This is a genomic window from Virgibacillus doumboii (assembly GCF_902806455.1).
In the GTDB taxonomy this organism is placed as follows: Bacteria; Bacillota; Bacilli; order Bacillales; family Amphibacillaceae; genus Lentibacillus; species Lentibacillus doumboii.
Genome location: NZ_CADCWQ010000001.1, coordinates 479,967 through 499,787, shown reverse-complemented (window position 1 = coordinate 499,787; position 19,821 = coordinate 479,967). Strand labels below are relative to the sequence as shown.

At 34.7% G+C, this 19,821-nt stretch carries 17 protein-coding genes and 1 pseudogene; 2 read left to right on the top strand and 16 right to left on the bottom strand.

The features are described from left to right. Nucleotides 1-17 precede the first annotated feature (17 nt). From G6R02_RS02330 to G6R02_RS20320, 13 genes and pseudogenes are all read right to left on the bottom strand, one after another. Nucleotides 18-2,135, bottom strand: coding sequence for a bi-domain-containing oxidoreductase (locus G6R02_RS02330; protein ID WP_164667660.1), 2,118 nt, complete (start codon nucleotides 2,133-2,135; stop codon nucleotides 18-20). 230 nt (nucleotides 2,136-2,365) lie between these two features. Beyond that, complete coding sequence (locus tag G6R02_RS02325; protein WP_164667659.1) at nucleotides 2,366-3,583, bottom strand: nucleotide sugar dehydrogenase; 1,218 nt, start codon at nucleotides 3,581-3,583, stop codon at nucleotides 2,366-2,368. Then, entirely contained in the window at nucleotides 3,576-5,447 is a 1,872-nt protein-coding gene (locus G6R02_RS02320; RefSeq protein WP_164667658.1) for a heparinase II/III domain-containing protein, read from the bottom strand. The genes G6R02_RS02325 and G6R02_RS02320 overlap by 8 nt, the downstream gene beginning before the upstream one ends. A gap of 22 nt (nucleotides 5,448-5,469) precedes the next feature. Further along, the gene (locus G6R02_RS02315) at nucleotides 5,470-6,726 is read right to left on the bottom strand and encodes a glycosyltransferase family 4 protein (protein ID WP_246202497.1); all 1,257 of its coding nucleotides are present in this window, start codon (nucleotides 6,724-6,726) and stop codon (nucleotides 5,470-5,472) included. A gap of 48 nt (nucleotides 6,727-6,774) precedes the next feature. Continuing rightward, nucleotides 6,775-7,392, bottom strand: a complete 618-nt coding sequence (locus G6R02_RS02310) for an acetyltransferase (RefSeq protein WP_164667657.1) — start codon at nucleotides 7,390-7,392, stop codon at nucleotides 6,775-6,777. Between the two features lie 3 nt (nucleotides 7,393-7,395). Further along, entirely contained in the window at nucleotides 7,396-8,028 is a 633-nt protein-coding gene (locus G6R02_RS02305; RefSeq protein WP_164667656.1) for a sugar transferase, read from the bottom strand. A 204-nt stretch (nucleotides 8,029-8,232) separates the two neighbouring features. Continuing rightward, nucleotides 8,233-9,177: a Wzz/FepE/Etk N-terminal domain-containing protein gene (locus G6R02_RS02300; RefSeq protein WP_164667655.1), complete on the bottom strand. Its 945-nt coding sequence runs from the start codon at nucleotides 9,175-9,177 to the stop codon at nucleotides 8,233-8,235. 25 nt (nucleotides 9,178-9,202) lie between these two features. Next, nucleotides 9,203-11,032, bottom strand: a complete 1,830-nt coding sequence (locus G6R02_RS02295; protein ID WP_164667654.1) for a polysaccharide biosynthesis protein — start codon at nucleotides 11,030-11,032, stop codon at nucleotides 9,203-9,205. 305 nt (nucleotides 11,033-11,337) lie between these two features. Beyond that, on the bottom strand, nucleotides 11,338-12,108 hold the full coding sequence (locus tag G6R02_RS02290; protein WP_205520037.1) for a tyrosine-protein phosphatase: 771 nt from the start codon (nucleotides 12,106-12,108) through the stop codon (nucleotides 11,338-11,340). A 24-nt stretch (nucleotides 12,109-12,132) separates the two neighbouring features. Beyond that, entirely contained in the window at nucleotides 12,133-12,822 is a 690-nt protein-coding gene (locus G6R02_RS02285) for a CpsD/CapB family tyrosine-protein kinase (protein ID WP_164667652.1), read from the bottom strand. Continuing rightward, entirely contained in the window at nucleotides 12,797-13,558 is a 762-nt protein-coding gene (locus G6R02_RS02280) for a YveK family protein (RefSeq protein ID WP_164667651.1), read from the bottom strand. The genes G6R02_RS02285 and G6R02_RS02280 overlap by 26 nt, the downstream gene beginning before the upstream one ends. Nucleotides 13,559-13,846: 288 nt before the next feature. After that, entirely contained in the window at nucleotides 13,847-14,062 is a 216-nt protein-coding gene (locus tag G6R02_RS02275) for a DUF2922 domain-containing protein (RefSeq protein ID WP_164667650.1), read from the bottom strand. Nucleotides 14,063-14,183: 121 nt separating this feature from the next. Continuing rightward, nucleotides 14,184-14,315 (bottom strand): annotated as a pseudogene (locus G6R02_RS20320) (DUF1659 domain-containing protein); the annotation flags it as partial. A 310-nt stretch (nucleotides 14,316-14,625) separates the two neighbouring features. Here G6R02_RS20320 and G6R02_RS02265 point away from each other — a divergent pair. After that, nucleotides 14,626-15,618: an LCP family glycopolymer transferase gene (locus tag G6R02_RS02265; protein WP_246202496.1), complete on the top strand. Its 993-nt coding sequence runs from the start codon at nucleotides 14,626-14,628 to the stop codon at nucleotides 15,616-15,618. Between the two features lie 21 nt (nucleotides 15,619-15,639). Here G6R02_RS02265 and G6R02_RS02260 read toward each other — a convergent pair whose 3' ends face one another. Continuing rightward, nucleotides 15,640-16,362 (bottom strand): WecB/TagA/CpsF family glycosyltransferase, encoded by a 723-nt coding sequence (locus tag G6R02_RS02260; RefSeq protein WP_164667648.1) that lies wholly within the window; start codon nucleotides 16,360-16,362, stop codon nucleotides 15,640-15,642. A 210-nt stretch (nucleotides 16,363-16,572) separates the two neighbouring features. Between G6R02_RS02260 and G6R02_RS02255 the strand changes: the two genes are divergently transcribed. Further along, entirely contained in the window at nucleotides 16,573-17,616 is a 1,044-nt protein-coding gene (locus G6R02_RS02255) for an LCP family protein (RefSeq protein WP_164667647.1), read from the top strand. A 16-nt stretch (nucleotides 17,617-17,632) separates the two neighbouring features. On the opposite strand, the gene G6R02_RS02250 is transcribed toward G6R02_RS02255, so the two are convergent. Further along, nucleotides 17,633-18,538, bottom strand: coding sequence for an ATP-grasp fold amidoligase family protein (locus G6R02_RS02250; RefSeq protein ID WP_164667646.1), 906 nt, complete (start codon nucleotides 18,536-18,538; stop codon nucleotides 17,633-17,635). After that, entirely contained in the window at nucleotides 18,525-19,820 is a 1,296-nt protein-coding gene (locus tag G6R02_RS02245; RefSeq protein WP_164667645.1) for a lipopolysaccharide biosynthesis protein, read from the bottom strand. The genes G6R02_RS02250 and G6R02_RS02245 overlap by 14 nt, the downstream gene beginning before the upstream one ends. Nucleotide 19,821: the final 1 nt, after the last annotated feature.

Here is a 19,821-nt window from a genome sequence, read left to right as displayed (position 1 = left end):
ACTTGTTTAAATTCTCCTTATAAGCCAACTCTATATTTTATTGCACCAATTAATAGCCTATGGTTTTTAAAAGCATCATCAATAGCTGTATTTTGTTCATTGTCATTTAAGATACTATTAATATATTTATACTCATCCTTTATTCCTTTATCTTGTCTAAGCTTCATTTTATTTTTTTTCATACTTCCGTACTTATTCAATTTAATATAACTATCCATTTCATAAACTACACCATTTGAGAACACACGTAGTTGCTCCTTTGGATATTTTTTTGATCCCATTGAAGTATAAATAATATTACCTATTGCTCCTGACTTAAATTTTACAGTTATAATTGCATTATCCCGTTTTGGATAAGTATCGTTCTGAGCAAAGGAAACGTCTACCGATAATAATTCACTTCCATCTAAAAATTGTATAACATCAACAAAATGGCAAGCTTCCCCAATTATCCGACCTCCACCGACATTTTCATCTTGAGTCCAGTGGTCAGTGGGAATAAATCCTGCATTACAAATATAATCATAAACTGCTGGAATAGTATCAGTTGATAATTCTTTTTTAATTTGCTTGATTAAAGGGGCATGTCTTCTATTCATACCACAAAAAAGCTCACCTTTTGAATTCTTATAAGCTTCTTCAATTTTATTAAGTTCCTCAATCGTTATACATAAAGGTTTTTCACAGTAAACATGTTTCCCGGCTTCTAATGCTTCGATAATAAAATTTGCATGACTATTATGTTGGGTAGATACGATAATTAGGTCAATAGACTTGTCCGCTAATAACTTCTTATAATTATTAGTTATATAATCAAAAGGGAATACTTGTTTTGCTTGGCCAGCTCCCAAACCACCAGTAGTTGCTAGTCCTTTAAACTCATATAAAGCAGTATCCTTCATAATTGGTAATAAAGAATTTCTAGCAAAATTTCCCGCACCGATTAAACCAATTAAAGTTCTATCATTTTGGTGTATACTATTTTTTTGAATAATTGTATTTTTCCATTTTAAATCATTTTCAGTGTACTTTAATAATATGCCAATATATCTTTCGTTGTTTTTATTTGTAGTAATCATTTCGTATGCATCAGCCGCTTGATTAAAATCAATTTCATGTGTTATTAAATCCATTAAATCAATTCTATTGCTAACAAGTAATCTTATAAATTCTTCCATATTACGTCCCTCAGTAAACCTAACATGACCTATTGGATAATCGACGCCTTTATCCTCATAATTCGTATCATATCTTCCAGGACCATAAGATCTAGCAATAGTAAAGGCTAACTCTTTTTCATAATAAGGTCTTCGGTCAATATTCATTTGAGTAACGCCTATCATACAAACTGTTCCTCGATCTCTTGCTATCGCTGCAGCTAGATCCATTGGTGCATTACTATTTGTAGCAGCGGTAATAATAACCTTATCTACACCTCGTCCCCTTGTTAAGGCTTTCGTTTTTTCTTCAGCATTTTCATCATTGGAATTAATAAATGCTTTTAATTTTGATTTATCCAATGATTTATCTGCTATATCATACCCAATTACATCACAGCCATAGGCATTAAGTATTCTTGAAGTAATATGCCCTAGTAAACCTAAACCAATTACCGCTACAGTTTCCCCAGGAACTACTTCCGCTTGATGGATGCCTTGTAGTGAAATAGCTCCCAGCGCGCAAAAAGCTCCTTGCTTATAATTATCAAAGTTATTAGGTATTTTCGCGAATAAATTCTTATTTACTCGGTTAACTTCGCTATGATAAGCCTGTCCAGCCATTGCAACGATGTCATCGGGCTCTACTCCTGTAACACCGCGTCCACAAGCTACAACTTTCCCAACTGCAGAATAGCCTATTGGCATTGGTTCATTCAATCGAGCAAAAGCGGAATCTACAGTTGTAAGAATACCATCCGTTGACATTTTTTCCAAAACATTTTTGACTTTATCGGGGCGATCCATGGCTTTTTGGATTAGGTTTTTACTTCCAAATGATGTTAAACCCCGCTCAGTACCCGCACTAATGACAGAATAGTGTGTTTCTACTATTATGTGATTATCTTTCACCTTTGGAGGTGGAGTTTCTATTAACTTAACTGAACCATCATTTACCATTAAAAATAATTGTTTCATTGTTTTCCTCATTTCATTTCTTCTATTTCACTCAAGTTTTAAGAGTATTAACCGTTATTTCAAAAAGGTATTAAGTTTACCTATAATCATAACAGACATTCAAGATGATATTACATAACTATGATCTCACATCACTTTAAACTTGTATAACTTGTTCCTATTTTACACTAAAGGAATACAATTTAATGTCACCCTGGTCTTATTCCACATAGTTCCAGTACTTGTTTTAATCATATTTTATAACTATCATAGGCACAGATATTCTTTGTATCAAGAATTAACTTGTTCTTAATAAGTTCCATTTTGTTTTTTATATGATCATGTCCTACCATTATGACGAGAATCTCTATCTCATTTAAAAAGTCTTCAAAATCCAAAAATTGATGGTCTACAACTCGTTCCTTTATAAGCGGGTCATATACTTTAACTCCAAAAGCTAAGTGTTCATCCATTCTTTTTAATAATTGAAGTGTTGGGCTTTCACGTATATCGTCAACATTTTCTTTATATGATAATCCATAAAGACCAATTTTCGAAATATCGTTAATACCATGTTCCCTCATAACATCCCTTATTCTGCCCAAAACATGTTTTGGCATAGAGTCATTAACCTTTCTAGCTGTTAAAATTAAGTTTGTTAAATCAGGATAGTCTCCAACTAGAAACCAGGGATCTACCGATATACAGTGTCCACCAACTCCCGGTCCTGGTTGCATGACATTTACTCGAGGGTGCATGTTAGCTATTCTAATAATCTCATGTACATCCATATCATCCGTTCTACAGATTTTAGCTAATTCATTAGCAAATGCTATATTAATATCCCTATAAGTATTCTCAACAACCTTTGACATTTCTGCCGATCTAATATCCGTAACTACTATCTCTGCGTTACAAAAGTTCGAATATAAGCCTTTTATTTTATCTCCAATTTCAGGATTATCTGCACCTATTGTTCTTGAATTATGCTCAAGTTCATAAATCATATTCCCAGGAATAATTCTTTCGGGTGCATGCATAAGATGAATGTCCTCACCAATTACAAACTCCCTTTTCTCAATTTCCGGTCGAATAAACCTATCAATTGTACCTGGTGAAATGGTCGATTCGATTATTATTACAGCACCTTTTTCACAAACATTCAGAACACTATTCACTGCTGTAATAACATACTTTGGATCAAGTTTCTTATTTTCTTTTGTAAATGGTGTTGGAACCGCAATGACGTAAGTATGGGCCCTACGATACTCTGTTGTAAATTCAATGCCATTAGCTTGAGCCTTACGAAAAACATCCTCTAAACCATCTTCTTCAAAAGCAAGCTTGCCTTCGGTTAACGAATTAACAAGATCAAAATTAATATCAGTTCCTACTACTTTCAGTCCACTTTTTGCAAACATAAGAGCTGTGGGTAAACCAATGTATCCTAATCCAATTATATTAATCATTCAAACTCCCCCCTATTAGCTCTATATCAAATTTAATATTACATATTTTCTCATTCATATTGGCTCTAACAGTCACACGGTTTATTTCCTCTTTTTTTAAGTAATACAAACTCCTGTAGTTCTTGTCTATTTCCACATTTCCGATGGTTTTTACCTTGCATATAATTTTTCCTTCATTGTATAACACAAATCCTGTATCATTTATTCTCACCTCACAAGGTGTGTGAAAATTAAATTCGCAGTAATCAGCATCTCCTACGACTTCATCACTGATTAAATAGCAATTTGCTAATTTCTTTATTTTTCTCGTATGGCCATATCCATTTCGGGAAATCATAGTTCCTGTAAAACTACCATTGTCATGTATAATGTTTTCACGCTTTGTCCAATCATAAATCAGAAAAGGTTCACGCTTTTTCATCTGTTCCCTTCCCTGGACCACTACAGTATTATGACCAGACGTTAAAGTAAGTTTTTTACCGATATCGGTTGCATAGGAATATGTCCCGCTATCGCAAAAAACATTTATACCTTTATGCCATAAATCAATATGTAGCTGATCCATTTGAAACGGACGTGTTTTAAAATCTTGTAACATGGTCAATAAGAAGCCATCATTATGTCGCAATGTATAATAACCTGAATTATTAAACGCTGAGTCCTTGCGTTCCATTAATGTAATTGGAATTTGATCCAATCTCTTTTCACCAAACCAAATTAACTCTTCATCATACACACCAGGCTTGTAAACTCTTTTATTATCAATAAGGTAGAAAATCGTATTTACCACTGGTCTAAAATCTCTGTAGCCACATGATGAAAGCGGAAATATTAATGCACCATCATTTGAGCCATAGTTAGGCATATCACCAGTTTCATCTTGCATCTGATATAGCAAGTAAGCACTTTTTTTAATTAATTTTTTGCTTTTGTCAGATAGTTGAATGGTTGTTTGTTTACTTATTTTCATTACAAATTCCAATAGTTGAAGTGCAAACCTTTGATAGTTAAAAGAATATTGAATATATCCCCCATCTAAGAAAAACTGTTTTTCAATTTCCTTATCAAGCAAATCATACGCTTTTCTAAGTTTTTTTTCATTCTCGCTTATCCAAGCTCCGATTATGAGGCCTACTATCTCTGATAGTGTATGATTGTTTTTAATACACTTATAAGCATAGAAAAAATTAGATAATACTTTTTTATAACTACCTTCTATTAGTTGTCGTAAGTTTTCTTCATCTTTTTGTGTTGTTAGACCATAGGAACTAAAAGCTGAATAAGCCATCATTGCATTAATCATTCTTAACGTTGCTTCTTGACCACATTTATAATTAGCTCCATAAGAATAGTGATTTTTTTGCAACCATTCATTTAATTGATTTCTAAAAGCATAAAAATATCTCCTATCTTTAGTAACAATATAGGCTCTTATGAAAAAATAAAAATGTGTGAACCTTGACACTTCCCAAATGGCCTTAATATCTCCCCGTTTAGGGTCAAAGTCTGGGATTTGATACCATTTTAAATTGCTATTCACTTCTTCCTTTGAAACAGGACTATAATGCCAATTTATAGGATTTCCATAATTTAATTGAATTGATGAAAAACCTATTATCTTTCCTTCTATTGCATTATCAGCTATTGTCACTATCTCATTCTTTTTTTCATAAGGTAACTCATTTAAAAAGTCTTCAATTTGCTTTATATTTATATTAATAGTTTTCAATCTTTTTAAATGGGTATTTTTTTCAAACAATTTATCACTATTTGGTATTACTTTCATCATTTTCAACTTTGCTGAATATAGTGATCTATTTACCATCCATGGTAACCCATATTCATTTATTAGTGATTTAATCATTTTTATACCCCTTTTTTCAGGATTATTGCACTACTTCAATAACATCAATTAATTTTTTTGTTAATTGCTTAATATCGAAATCCTTCGCACCTTTTTTAGCATTTCGAGCTTGGTATTCATAATGATCTTTAGGCATGTTTTTAATCGACATAATTGCCTCAGCCAATTCTTGGGGTGTACTATTTTCCAATTCTATTCCACACTTGTACTTTTCTATAATTGAATAACCCATCTTCACAGTCGAAATAATTGGTTTTCCCGATGCCATATATTCGAATAATTTATTAGAACTATTACCCCTAGCCCAGTTATATTCTGTATTTGAATAATTAAGGATGTTTACAGAGGATTTGCTTAAGATATAAGGTATGTTTTTTTTGTTTATAAAACCTTTCATGCTCACATTAGTATGATTTTCTTCAACAACTCTTTTCTCAAGTATCTTTTTTTGATTACCATCACCGTATATTAAAAACTGGATGTCTTTTTCGTTTCTTAGTATTGAAGCTGCATCTAGAATTTTCCCTACATTATTTACTGGACGAATTGCACCAACATAGACTACATTAAACTTATCTACGATTAAATCATTATCTTCAATCTTATTTTCAGAAAAAGATTTTTCAAAAGATTCTATATCCACACCATTGTTGATGTAGTAGCATTTATCAAGGTTAATCTTACCACCTTGTTCAGTATCCCATTTCTTTTCTTTTATATAGTCAATATCTCCCTCTTTTGTAAATACTAGAGCATCTGCGTTTTTATAAATCCAATACTCACCGGCTGTAAGAACCCGTCCTAGTATGCTTTTTTCTTTAATTTTATTAAATGAAAAGATAGCTTCTGGCCACAAATCTCGAACCTCACAAATACACGGAACCCCTATCTTTTTTGCAATTTGAATTCCTGCAATCATGGTTAAAGGATGAACGCTAGAAGCAAGAATCACATCCGGTTTACCGTTAATTTTCATATAATTCTTTGCAGCAGAAAATATATTTAAATAAAACAAACCCATATTTTTAATTCTATCGAAACCATTACCTAATGCCGTCGAAGTCTTAACAAAAACAAAGGGTATGTTGTTCAATGTATCTATAATATATTTTTTATTTTCCGTATCAATAAATTCCGATTTATTATGAAAAGTATTTGCACAAAATACCGTTGTTTCATATCCTTGTTTAATTAGATTTTCAGCAAACCAATAGTGCCTACCCCCGTGGCTTTTATACATGTCAGTTGCGTAATGGTTCCATAACCAAATTTTCTTCAATTCATACCACCCCAGTTATAACCTTTAATTTATAATCTATCTAAAAACTTACACTTTCTTTGCCGGTATTCCAACGTAAGTGCCGGGTTCTATTATATTATTAATAACTACTGCCCCAGCACCGATTTTTGAGTCGTTGATTATAAATAAGTTATTACTAACTACGGACCCAATACCTAACCAGGTTCGGCGCCCTATTGTCACAGCACCCGCTAAATGAGCACCCGGCGATATATGAACAAAACTTTCTATTAAACTATCATGGTCAACGGATGAACTGGTATTAATAATGCACCCTTTTCCGATTTTAGCACAACTATTAATGACTACCCCTGCCGTAACAACCGCACCTGATTGTATATCAACTCGTTCTCCAATAACAGAATTAGGGTGAATTAAAGCAGGTATGCTTGCCCCTTTTACTTCAAGACTATTTTGAATTTTTTCTCGAACATAGTTATCGCCTATACCAACAAACATATCGTAATCATTTATAAACGCGCTGACATCCCTTGCCTTACCAACTACTTCAATTCCAGTTGAGGATTTTATTCTTTCGTTATCATCTAAAAATGCAATATCCTTCCATTTATTCATTTTTAAAGCGATGTCCGCTACTACCTTCCCATGACCACCGGCACCTATAATGAGAAGCTTCTTTTTCATGTGTTATTCATTCCTTTTTGACCCTTTAAATGGTTCTATTGTTGCCGCGGTTTCCGAGTTTATACCCTCTCGTAAAATAACTTGTCTTATAGTAAAGATAATTATTTTAACATCCTCGATAAAACTGACATTATCCACATATTCAATATCGAGTTTAAATTTATCTTCCCAGCTAATCAAATTTCTTCCATTCACCTGTGCTAAACCGGATAAACCTGGCCTAACTTCATGACGACGTTTTTGGAAATCATCATAGAGCGATAGATACTGAACCAATAATGGTCTAGGGCCAACAATGGACATGTCCCCCTTAAGAATATTATAAAGTTCAGGAAGTTCATCTAAAGATGTTGAACGTAACAATTTACCAAATTTTGTTAACCTAAAACTGTCAGGGAGTAATTTTCCATTCTTATCTTTTTGGTCTGTCATTGTTTTAAATTTATACATTGTAAAAATCTTCTCACTAAGCCCTGGTCTAATTTGTTTAAACAACACTGGCTTTCCAAGTTTAATTCTTACAAGGGTTGCTACTATCAAAAAGACTGGACTAAGAACTATAATAGCAATCAAAGAAAACAAGAAATCTATCGACCTTTTTATATACCTTTTATAAAATCCACCTTTGAAATCCATTATTTAGAACACAGTCCTTTATATAGTCTTATAATGCCTTTAAAACTCTTATTTGTCTTTTTGGTAAAGTCATGTATCTCCATGAAGTGTGCTCGTGCGATCGTAACTGTAAGGAATCTATTACTACTTTCAAAGCCAATTGGTTTGCTTTTAGATTTTTCATAGAGGAATCCTTTAAATCATTTACCTATTAGAGGAAGATTACTACCTTTCACCTTTTATATATTCCCTAAGAAACACTACACCTACACCAAGTATAAAGCCTAACACCAAGGATATAGTCAAATTCAACATTTTATTTGGAGAGACTGGATTGGTAGATACAAATGTGTCTGACAATACATTCGTACTAATATCAACAATATTCATCGTACTAATACTTCTAACTTCATCATATTTATTACTATAAAAATTATATAGTGACGTTAGACTCTCAATTTTTTTATTTATCTTTTCATATTTAATTTGATCAGTTTTTTCCATATCCTTTAACTGATTTAAAAGATCTTCATTTGCTTCTAGGACATATTGACCTTCTGTTGCGTTTTGTTGAAATAAAATTATTGTTGGTAATCCCTCACCAGCACGAATATTATTAAACTCTTGTATTGCTTCTGTAATATGTTTATCTTCTTCTTCCATTTTTGATTGATACTCTTTTTCCAGTAATGCTAATCTTGATTGAATACTTTCACCTAGTTGATTCTTTGTTAACGATATAGCACTATCTATAATAGTTTTAATTTGTTCTCTATCTGAACCTTCCATAGAAATAGAGATAAGTGAAGATGTTTCTTCCCCTTCTGAAGTAGGAACTTCAATATTTATTTTATCTTGTAGTTTTCCAACTGATATGTCTAAGCTTTCTTTTTTAATAAGAGTTTCGATTACTGCAGTTGATTTCATAGTCTGTTCAAAAATTTCCGGTTTAGTTACCTCACTTATATATGGCTGAACAGTTTCAGGTACGGAAGCAACATTATGAACTGTCACCTTTCCACTGCCTTTATATACAGGATCAGCGATGAAAAAACTATAAATAAAACTAACTAATAGTGCAGTAATAGTTATTCCTACAATTATCCATTTGCCTCTCCATAATTTATCAATAATTTCTCTTAAGCTGATTTCCTCTTCCAAATTGTTCACTCAAGCTTCCCCCGTTAAGTTAATTTCAATTACTTATAATTTCTTTAAATTTAGGTGTCCTGCTAGCAATAGTTATTATATCTTCCTTCAAATCCTCCTTGGCTAAATACTGAAAATCTTTAATAAAATTCTCTACAATTTCTTTATTAACTCCATTCGTCTTCCCAATATATATTTTCTCAAACACCTGTTTAGGATTAACTTCATCTTTTCCTAAAAGCTCCTCATACATTTTTTCCCCGGGACGTTTACCTGTATAGTTTATCGTAATTTCGTCTTCAGTAAAACCCGATAATTTGATAAGGTTTTTGGCTAAATCGACAATTTTTACCGGTTCTCCCATATCAAGGACAAATATTTCTCCACCTCGAGCCAATGTGCCCGCTTGAATAACCAATCGGGAAGCTTCTGGGATGGTCATAAAATAGCGTGTCATTTCAGGATGTGTAATTGTGACTGGACCACCATTTTGAATTTGTTTTTTGAATAATGGAATAACACTACCACGACTACCCAAAACATTCCCAAAACGAACGGCAACAAATTTCGTTTTACTACGCTGACTTAAATCTTGAATCACCATTTCTGCAACACGCTTTGTTGCACCCATTACATTCGTAGGGTTAACCGCCTTGTCAGAGGAAACCAAAACAAACGTATTTACGCCAAGCGTATCCGCCGCTTCTGCGACATTTTTCGTACCAAGCACATTGTTTTTAACCGCCTCATGTGGGTTATACTCCATTAGAGGAACATGTTTGTGTGCGGCAGCATGGTATATAGTTGCCGGTCTATGTTCTCTAATTATGTCAAGCATGCGTTCACGATCCTGAACATCGCCAATAATAGGCACAATTTCACAGCCTACATTCCCGTACTTTTCACGTAGTTCCATTTCTATTTTGTATATACTATATTCGCCGTGACCAACTAGTGCTATTTTACTAGGTGTAAACCTCATGAGTTGCCTGCATATCTCGGAACCAATCGATCCACCGGCTCCTGTGACCAGGATTGTAGCGTTTGTTACACTTTCAGAAATGGCGTCAATGTCTAGCTCTACTGGATCTCTCCCTAAAAGATCTTCAACCTCGACATTTTTTAATTGACTGACTGATACTTTTCCAGTCATAATATCCTCAATTTTGGGTATCATTTGTGTTTTTGCATTTGTTTTATTACATTCAACAATAATTTTATTTAAAGCACCGTTTCGTAAAGACGGTATCGCAATTACAATATGTTCAATGCTCTTTTTTTCTACAATCTTCGGGATATCCCTTACCATTCCCATTACTGGCAGATTGTACAGTTGCATCCTCTGCTTGGAAAAATCATCATCCACAAAAGCAACAGGTTGTAATTCAGAAGTGTTATGATTATTTTTTAATTGACGTACAATCATTGCACCTGCAGAACCAGCCCCAACGATAAGTGTACGTTTTTTGTTTATGCTATCCGTTATATAACGATCCCTGACAATTCTCCATAAAAAGCGTGAGCCACCAATTAATATTACGTGCAGCATCCATGTTACAAGTAATGCTCTACGGTAAAGCGAAAAGTCGTTTACGATGTATTGTACGATGCCAGCTGATATAATAGACAATGTAATTGATTGGACTATAGCGATTAGTTCGCCGACACTGGCATATGCCCATACCTTATTATAAAGTTTAAAAATAAATGCATATAAATGATGAAAAAGTAATAGTGCAATAGAACTAATTAATAATGCCGGCATTGCAAAAACGGATATACCCGGATAAACAATCCATGATGCAACATAGATTGCCAGACTGACAATTAAAGAGTCCATCAGGATTAACAGAAACATTCTTGTACGATATGTCAATTCGCTGCTCCTCTCTATGTATTTTCATTCTTGTTGCAATAATATTTCCATGAAAATGAGTAATTCAATTTTAAACAGGCTAAAGACGAACCTTATCTATCCATTTCCAGAAATAAGATCCTGATAGATTTCATTTTTATAATACTAAAGACCTATTTAAATTCGTCGAATACTGTCTAATAGTATACGCTTCTGTCAATTATTTAGCAATAATATTAAACGCAGAATATTACTTGAAATACTATGATATAGAATGTATATAACTACTAGTTTAAAGGCTTATCTATACAAATATTTGTATATCCTCACCCAAATAACCCTAGTATTTTCTTCTTTTTCATATATGATGGTTGATTTTTATTAATCGTTTTTCCATTAATTAAGAGTTGGCAATTCTCCACAAATTGGTGATAACATTCATATCCATGTTCAGAAAGGAGCGCTTGGTAAGCTTCGTCCAAATTAAACCCCCTTGTCTTGGTATTATGGGCGTCCGACGCGATAAAATGCGCTAAGTTAGCGTTGATTAATTTATTCGAGAATTTTTGAAGGTGTTTTCCATGATGGCCAATAAGGCTTGATGCGGTAATTTGGGTTAGTGCCCCATTACGTACAAAATCGTATAAAATAGATGTATTTTCAAGTAATTTTTTATTTCGTTCAGGATGTACGATAATAGGAATGTATCCTGCCAGCTGCGTATTAAATAACAATTGCCTTGTATACAAAGGTATTTCATTTGCAGGCAGTTCAATAAATACATACTTTGTAAAACCATTTAATGGTGATATTCTGCCATTTTCTATATCGGTTACTAATTCCCCGTAAATTCTGGGCTCCTGTCCAGGTAATATTGTTAAAGGCATATTCTTCTTTGAGAGCTCTTCATTCAACCTTTCTACTTCTACGAGAACATCTTGCTTTTCGTTGTTATATCTACCATTCCTATGATGCGGTGTAGCAATAATCGTGTGTATTCCATGGTCAACAGCTCTTTCAGCCATTTCAATACTTTGAGTTAATGTTGTTGGACCATCATCAACACCAGGTAATATGTGACAATGAATATCAATCACGTTGACCACCTCACTTTTGTATTTTTAATTTCCATAGTAATAGTAATACTGTGAATCCTTTTGTTCCCGATCATTCAGTAAAATCCCAAGTATTTTTGCACCGGCAGGATCTAATGATTCCTTTGCCTTTTTTGCTGCTTCCATTTCCGTTCGTTTACTCCGAACAACCAATATTAACCCATCACAAATGTTGGCTAAAACTTGCGCATCAGCAACTGCTAATACTGGTGGGGTATCGAATAATACTTTGTCATACAGTTGAGAAACATCATTTAAAAATTGTTTCATTTTTTTTGAAGCCAGTAGTTCAGATGGGTTTGGCGGAATCGGGCCACATGATACCACGTCCAATTTATCTATCTCAGTTACCGAAATTGCATCCCCCGTAGAAATTTCACCTACCAGCACATTGGTTAGGCCACGTAAATTATCAAGTCGAAATGTATAGTGCACCGTCGGCTTTCTTAAATCAGCGTCAATAAGCAATACTTTTTTTCCCTGTTGTGCATAAACAACTGCCAAATTAGCTGTTGACATCGACTTTCCTTCACTAGGACCTGAAGAAGTAACCATAATAGATTTTAACTCATCATCAACTGATGCAAATTGAAGATTTGTGCGGACAGTTCGATACTGTTCAGATATTGGTGATCTTGGGTCTATATTCGTTATCAAATTTCTGATTTTTTTATTTCCAGCTTTTTTCCGAGCCATACAGCCGCCCCCTTTTTGCACGTTTTTTTGTTGTCATACGTTGTTGGTGAACATCTTCATCTTTTATATGTGTAATCACACCAAGTACAGGCAAGTGTAATTCCCTTTCAATATCTTCTTCAGACTTTATCGTATTGTCCAGGTACTCTAATAAAAATGCGAGTCCAAATCCAACAATTCCTCCCAGTACAATTGCAATAGCAATATTTAGCGTTGGTTTCGGACTAACGGGAGAAGGATTCGCTACTGTTCCTGCTTCCGATAAGATATGTACATTATCCACATTCATTAAATCAGGAATTTTTGTCTTAAAAATCTGCACAGTTGTGTTGGCAATTTGCGCAGCTAATTCAGGGTCTGCATCAGTTACCGAGACTTTTACAACTTGTGAACTGTTTTCATTTGCGACTTGTATTTTATTTTGTAACTGAGTAACTGAATAAGATAGATTTAATTCATTTGCAACACCTTCAAGTATTACAGGGCTTGTAAGGATGACCTTATACGTATTAATCAGTTCAATACTTGATCGGATTTCATTAACATTGTAATTTGCCTTTTGGCCTTGTTCACTTTGATTAACAATGAATTGAGAACTTGATTGGTAGGTTGGGGTAAAGAATATATAAGTAATGACGGCACTTATGATGGCCGCCCCCATGATAATTGAAAAAATCAATCGAAATCTTTTCCCGATTATATTAAATATTATTTTTAGTGATATCGATTCTTCCATGATATTCCTCCCACACAAAAATAACTTTTTTTTATCTATTCCCTTTTATAAGATTAGTAATCACTTGTAATACCATAGAGATTTTCGTTATGATGGAAAGATTTCTGGGTAACACATCTGGATTTTCTCTTATTCACACATAGATTATCACAAAGGGAGTACAAAAACATGCTCACCCTTTAATAAATAATAGATATATAGTCCTAGTTAATTGTATCAGATAGAATCATATTTTTATATAAAAGAAACTTAGATCAGTAATAAGTGCTAATCTGAGTTCCTGATTAATTAAACTAATTCAACTTCCTGAACATTACGTTCAACAACGCGTGCGCCTTTGATTGATACAACATCACCGCCTGATGATGTAAATGCATTTTGTGCAATGATCTCATCCATTGCAGCTTTAACAGCTACAGGATCAACTGGCTCAACTGGCTTTTCCAGTGAATATGTCACTGTTTTGCCTTCCTCGTTCAAATATTTAAGTTCCAACTTTTTCATCATGCTCCCTCCTTTATTTCCTTCATTTATTTTTTGAGAGGAAAATTCGGCTCTCTCTAAATTGTTTTTTATCAATTGCCCAATTGTTAGCCGATTTCACCCTCGTACTTTCCCGTGAAAATTATGCCTGGCTGATTTCAGAGTCGTCTTTACGCTCGATACTGTCAAGTGGACGCTGCTGAAATGGTGAAACTGCGGATACTATTGCATACAACTGATCGGCTGTTGCGGTTGTTTTCACATTGTTGAAGCCTTTTGTTTTGAAAAGCTACTTACCGGAAATTTCATCAATGCCTTCATCCAAAATCAGCTGCAGGCGTGAACTAGTCATTGTTGCTACTGCCATGTCAATCCCCCCCCCTTTCACTACTACAATCGAACCTCACGTAAAAAAGGTGGCATAAAAAATAAAAAATATTTTGCCACTTATTTGTCTTCAGAAACGATAATAGTAATGAATAGAGGTATATTCCGCTTTGCAGAAAATTCCAAATAAACCCTACACTTTTATGTAAAATAAATGTAAAATAGGACTTATGAACCTGATGCAAGGAGTTAGTCCTATGTTGAAGAAGAAATGGGTTTTATACAGTGGAATTGTCATCGCTGTACTTATTATTGCCGGAGTTGGCTATGGTCTTCATCTATACAATAAAACAGAAGATATTGTTAAGGATTCGCAAAAGGATATAGGTCGGGAAAATAAAACGTCCGAACTTCGTGAAGAAAAAGTGGATCCTGTCGAGGATAATGTTTCGGTATTATTTATTGGTGTAGACAATAGTGAAAAACGGGATTACGACCTTGGCAGCCGCTCTGATGCGTTAATACTTGCCACATTTAATAAGCAGGAAAATTCGGTTAAGCTTTTGAGCATCCCACGTGACTCATATGTTTATGTACCAGAAGTTGGCTATAAGACAAAAATAAATCATGCCCATTTTTATGGTGGACCAAAAGCCACCATTGAAACTGTAGAAAACTTATTACATGTGCCAGTTGATTACTATGTGAGATTGAATTTTGAAGCTTTTATAGAGACAGTTGATTCGTTAGATGGTATTCATTACGATGTACCATTTGAAATGTATGAACAGGATTCCGCAGACAATGCAAATGCTATTCACCTTTTGCCTGGACCACAAACACTTACAGGTGAGGAAGCATTAGCTTTGGCCAGAAGTCGTAAATATGATGATGATCTTGAGCGAGGCAAGCGTCAACAGCAAATTCTCAAAAGCATTAAAGAAAAAGCTACTTCCGTTACAAGCCTTTTCAAATTGGATAATTTAATTGAAGCTGTGGGATCCAATATGAAAACAAATATGGCGTTTGATGATATGAAAAGTTTCTTATCGTATGGGATTGATGAAAACATTACGATTGAGTCGGTCGGTATTAATGGACATGGTGAATTCTTGGATGATGGATTATGGTATTACATTCTGGAAGAAGATAGTGTAAACAGTATACAAAATGAATTAAGAAGTCATTTAGATTTAACAACTAATTTGGAACGTTTTGCTGATGACGACGAGCAAGACAATGCATTTTAAAGGGCTAATTCCCTATGGAAACTAGCCCTTTTTCATTATTATACGTATCATAAATTCAAATACTTTTAGAATGCGTTTAAACCGAAACGGCTGCTTCAACAATCTGTACAGCCACTCCAGGTTCAGCTTAATCCAGAATTCCGGGGCACGCTTCACTTCGCCAGCAAGCGTATCAATGCTCCCACCTACACCCATGAATAAACCCTTGGAAAATTTGTCATAATGGCTGGAAATCCAGAGTTCCTGTCTCGGCAGACCCATTGCTACTAAAATAATATCTGCCCCCGATGCTTGAACTTTCTCAACTATCGCCGGATCGTTCAGTTCAAAAAAACCATGATGACGTCCTGCAACAGTTAATTTCGGGAAACGTTTCTTAGCTTCCGACACAGCTCTTTTATTCGTTTCCTCTTTCGCCCCGAGAAAATATACACTCAATTCTTTTTTATTTGCATACTCTAGTAAATCAAACATTAAGTCAAACCCGGTCACCCGCTCTTTTATCGGTTGTTTCTTGTATTTGGCTGCCAATAAAATCCCTGCACCATCCGGAATAACATAATCTGCAGATTGTACAGCTTGTTTATATTTTTCATCTTCACGGGTTCGCATAACAATTTCCGGATTTCCAGTAACAATATATCCTTTTTCTTCGTTCATCAAGACAGGATAGATATGATTTTTAAGAAAATCCTCTTTTGTTACATTTAAAAAATCAATATCCATAATTCGTACTTTACTCATTTATTTTGCAACCTTTCCCCTTGTTCATTCGTCTAAAAGTATCAGGATGAAAAAAATTCTTACAAGATTGTAACAAAAATCTAATTTACTTAAATGTAAATTCATAGTAAAATAAAGATTAGTTTTTCGCCCAATAAGCGTAAAATTTTTATATGACTTCTGAATTATGATATCATTAAATGTTTTTATGAACTAGAGGAGAAATTATTTATGTCTGAATATACAAGAAAAAATTTAAGAAATAAAAAAAGAAGAAAACTGCGTAAAAGAGCAATTTTCGTATTAATACCAGCCATTGTTGCATTTATTGGTTTATCATATGCTGCATATTTATATGTAAAAGCGGACTCCGTTTTGTCTGATTCCTATGTGGATCATGGCCGGGAAAAATCAGATTATCGTGAGGAACAAGTTGATCCTACTGAGGACAATGTTTCCATTCTGATTGCCGGTGTTGATGCAAGTGACGTACGAAATAATTCGGAACATTCCAGAACCGATACACTGATGCTGGCAACACTGAATAAAGAGGATAAAAGTGTCAAAATGGTAAGTATCCCACGTGATTCATATGTATATATTCCGGAAGTCGGATATAAAACAAAAATCAACCATGCACATGCATATGGCGGTATGCCGGCAACAATTGAAACGGTTGAAAATTTATTGGATATCCCGGTCGATTACTATGTAAAACTCAACTTTGAAGCATTTATAGATGTAGTTAATGCTGTCAATGGAATTACTGTTGATGTGCCATATGAACTGTATGAGCAAAACTCTAAAGATGTTGAAGGTGCAATTCATTTACTTCCAGGTGAACAACAGTTAAATGGTGAGGAAGCACTTGCCCTCGCACGAACCAGAAAATATGATAATGATATCGAGCGTGGTAAACGCCAGCAGGAAATTATCAAATCTGTCGTTAGTAAAGCACTTTCGATGGGCTCTATCCTGAAATACGATGATATTATCGAAGCTGTAGGTAAGAATATGACAACAAATATGAAATTCGGTGAAATGAAAAGCTTCATCTCATATGGAACAGGGAGTGGAAGCCTAGACTTTGAAACGATCACCCTTAAAGGACACAATTACCAGCCAAATGACACGTATTACTGGCAATTGGATGAAGTAGCGCTTTCCGAAACAAAGCAACTGTTAAAACAGCATTTAGAACTTGAAGGCACGGCGACCGCATCCGACAAAGATGAGACAACGACAACAACCGGAGAGACACCTTCTGCCTATTAGATACAGAGGCTGTCAGCTATATTTTAGCTGGCAGCTTTATCATATCCCCAAATTTATGAAGAATTTTTTCATTATAGTGTGTTGCCATTCCACGATCAGGAGTGAACGTCATTTCACCCAGAACCGCTTTGCCATTAAAGTCATAAAAATCAACACGAACAAATGGAAAAGGTTTTGCTAATTTCCCGGCGTAATACACCATATCGCGAAAAGATTGAGGTTTTTCAATTGTTACCTTATCGGTTTGTTCCTCCACTTTTTGAAAATCAAGGCTTTTCCACTCCAGGTCAAAGAGAAATCGTTTAACCTTAATCCCTCTATCCATTGCCACTAATATAAATTCAGGCTCTCCATTAAAACAAAAAAATTTATAATCAATGGGCAGTTTGCCGTCGTTTGTTTCAATAAACTTTTCACACAGTATTCTTGGCGTCATTTTTGAATAATGTATCTCTGCACGTTCCAGACCATAGTCGACTTTCATCCATTTATTTAAATTAGCAATAGCTGCTTTTTTATCCAATGTCTCTTTATCTTCACAAATAATGTTAAAGCCACAACCGCTCGTTACTTTAATAGCAAATTTTTGAGGCAGCATATCCCAATCAATTTCCGAAGTATCGTCGTAAACTCCATATGTTTCAATTAATACATCGTAACAGCCCATTTCCTCTGCAAATTTCCTGACTTCATATTTGTCACCACATTTGGGTACAAGCGGATGCTCCCAGTATAATTTAAGCCACTGTATTTTTTCATTAAAATCCCTGGGGTTCTTTAAATCAAGTCTTTTTCCGGTATTCTTTTTGTACAGGTATTTCGTTGCTGCATATGGAGAAAGCTTTACGAATAAAGCAATGAACTTTGCCTGGACGTTTTTTATAACACTGATTTTTTTCAATTTCTTTTTAATCGTTAACATCCCCTCGCCCCCTACCAACCTTTTTGCTGATCTGAAGTGTTCCTAAAATAAGCCCCATACTTAATAAGGCGGCTGCAATGCTGAAAAAGGCTACGGCGGTAACATCATCAGCAAAGAAATAAAACCCTGCCAGCAAAGCCCCGGTACGTATAATGATGGTTACAATTGTGTACTTGAGATGAAAGGCTTGCGCTGCCAAAACTGGCAATGCGTTAATACTCGGCTGGTTGATGAACATAAAAAATACCCATAAGGACATCCATCTTGCATATTCACCTGCCGTAATCCAATCAGAACCAAAAACAAAGCTGAATAACCAGGGTCCAAAAACTATAATGGTTCCAAATGGAATGATTCCGATCGTGCCAAGTGCCAACGTTGCTTTCATAATTAACCCTGTCAGATTTTCATTATTATTCCCTGCTTCCGTAATTCGTGGATAAAATACATCACCAACAGCTTTTCCAATCAATTGAACCGGGAGACTTAAAACTGTCCTTCCAATCGTATAAAAGCCTGCCGAGGCAGGACCAAATGCTGCAGATAAAAATAACACAGGGATGTTTTGGGAAATACCATTTATGAACACTTGTGGTGCCCTGTATATAGGAAAGTCTCTGTATTTTTTCATTAACTCTCTGAATGATTTCGTGCTCTCATTTTCTTCATTATGCGATCGCTTTGTAAACAGCATCATGATAAGTGCTTTTACACCATTTCCCAAAGCAGTTAAAACAACTAAAACGGTTGCGGTTGGATGGAAAAATCCAATCCCTGCCTTACTGCCTTGTATGATCAATGCCTGAAGAAATGACGCCTTGGCATTAATTCCGAATTGTTTCGTCCTGATAAGCCACTGCTCTGCAACTTGCATGAGTGCAGAAAATAGTATTACAAAAGGGATTAGTAACAAAAATGGGGCAATATCACCCAACTGAAATAATTGAATAATAAAATCGTTAACAAGTAACAATACACTACCTGAAGCGGCCGCAATTCCTATTGCAATGTACAAAGAAAGCCGCATTAATTTTCTGGCATCGTTATCCTGCTCAGGAAGCACAACAGCAATTGGATATGTCAGTGCTGCAATAGGAGCAACCGTCTGGATAATCGCCATAAACACACCCATTAAACCATAAGCTTCTGGTCCATATAACCGCGTGATAATTGGGGTTATAACTAATGATATAACCTGTGCTGCAGCTGTACCTGAAGCCATGATAATTACATTTCTTACAAACGGCTTTTTCAATAGTTTTATGATTCTTTGTTTCAGCATT

Coding starts and splice junctions, on each gene's coding strand:
- G6R02_RS02330 (WP_164667660.1), bottom strand. CDS start 2,135: ATGAAACAATTATTTTTAATGGTAAATGATGGTTCAGTTAAGTTAATA.
- G6R02_RS02325 (WP_164667659.1), bottom strand. CDS start 3,583: ATGATTAATATAATTGGATTAGGATACATTGGTTTACCCACAGCTCTT.
- G6R02_RS02320 (WP_164667658.1), bottom strand. CDS start 5,447: ATGATTAAATCACTAATAAATGAATATGGGTTACCATGGATGGTAAAT.
- G6R02_RS02310 (WP_164667657.1), bottom strand. CDS start 7,392: ATGAAAAAGAAGCTTCTCATTATAGGTGCCGGTGGTCATGGGAAGGTA.
- G6R02_RS02305 (WP_164667656.1), bottom strand. CDS start 8,028: ATGGATTTCAAAGGTGGATTTTATAAAAGGTATATAAAAAGGTCGATA.
- G6R02_RS02285 (WP_164667652.1), bottom strand. CDS start 12,822: ATGGCTCGGAAAAAAGCTGGAAATAAAAAAATCAGAAATTTGATAACG.
- G6R02_RS02280 (WP_164667651.1), bottom strand. CDS start 13,558: ATGGAAGAATCGATATCACTAAAAATAATATTTAATATAATCGGGAAA.
- G6R02_RS02275 (WP_164667650.1), bottom strand. CDS start 14,062: ATGAAAAAGTTGGAACTTAAATATTTGAACGAGGAAGGCAAAACAGTG.
- G6R02_RS02265 (WP_246202496.1), top strand. CDS start 14,626: ATGTTGAAGAAGAAATGGGTTTTATACAGTGGAATTGTCATCGCTGTA.
- G6R02_RS02260 (WP_164667648.1), bottom strand. CDS start 16,362: ATGAGTAAAGTACGAATTATGGATATTGATTTTTTAAATGTAACAAAA.
- G6R02_RS02255 (WP_164667647.1), top strand. CDS start 16,573: ATGTCTGAATATACAAGAAAAAATTTAAGAAATAAAAAAAGAAGAAAA.
- G6R02_RS02250 (WP_164667646.1), bottom strand. CDS start 18,538: ATGTTAACGATTAAAAAGAAATTGAAAAAAATCAGTGTTATAAAAAAC.
- G6R02_RS02245 (WP_164667645.1), bottom strand. CDS start 19,820: ATGCTGAAACAAAGAATCATAAAACTATTGAAAAAGCCGTTTGTAAGA.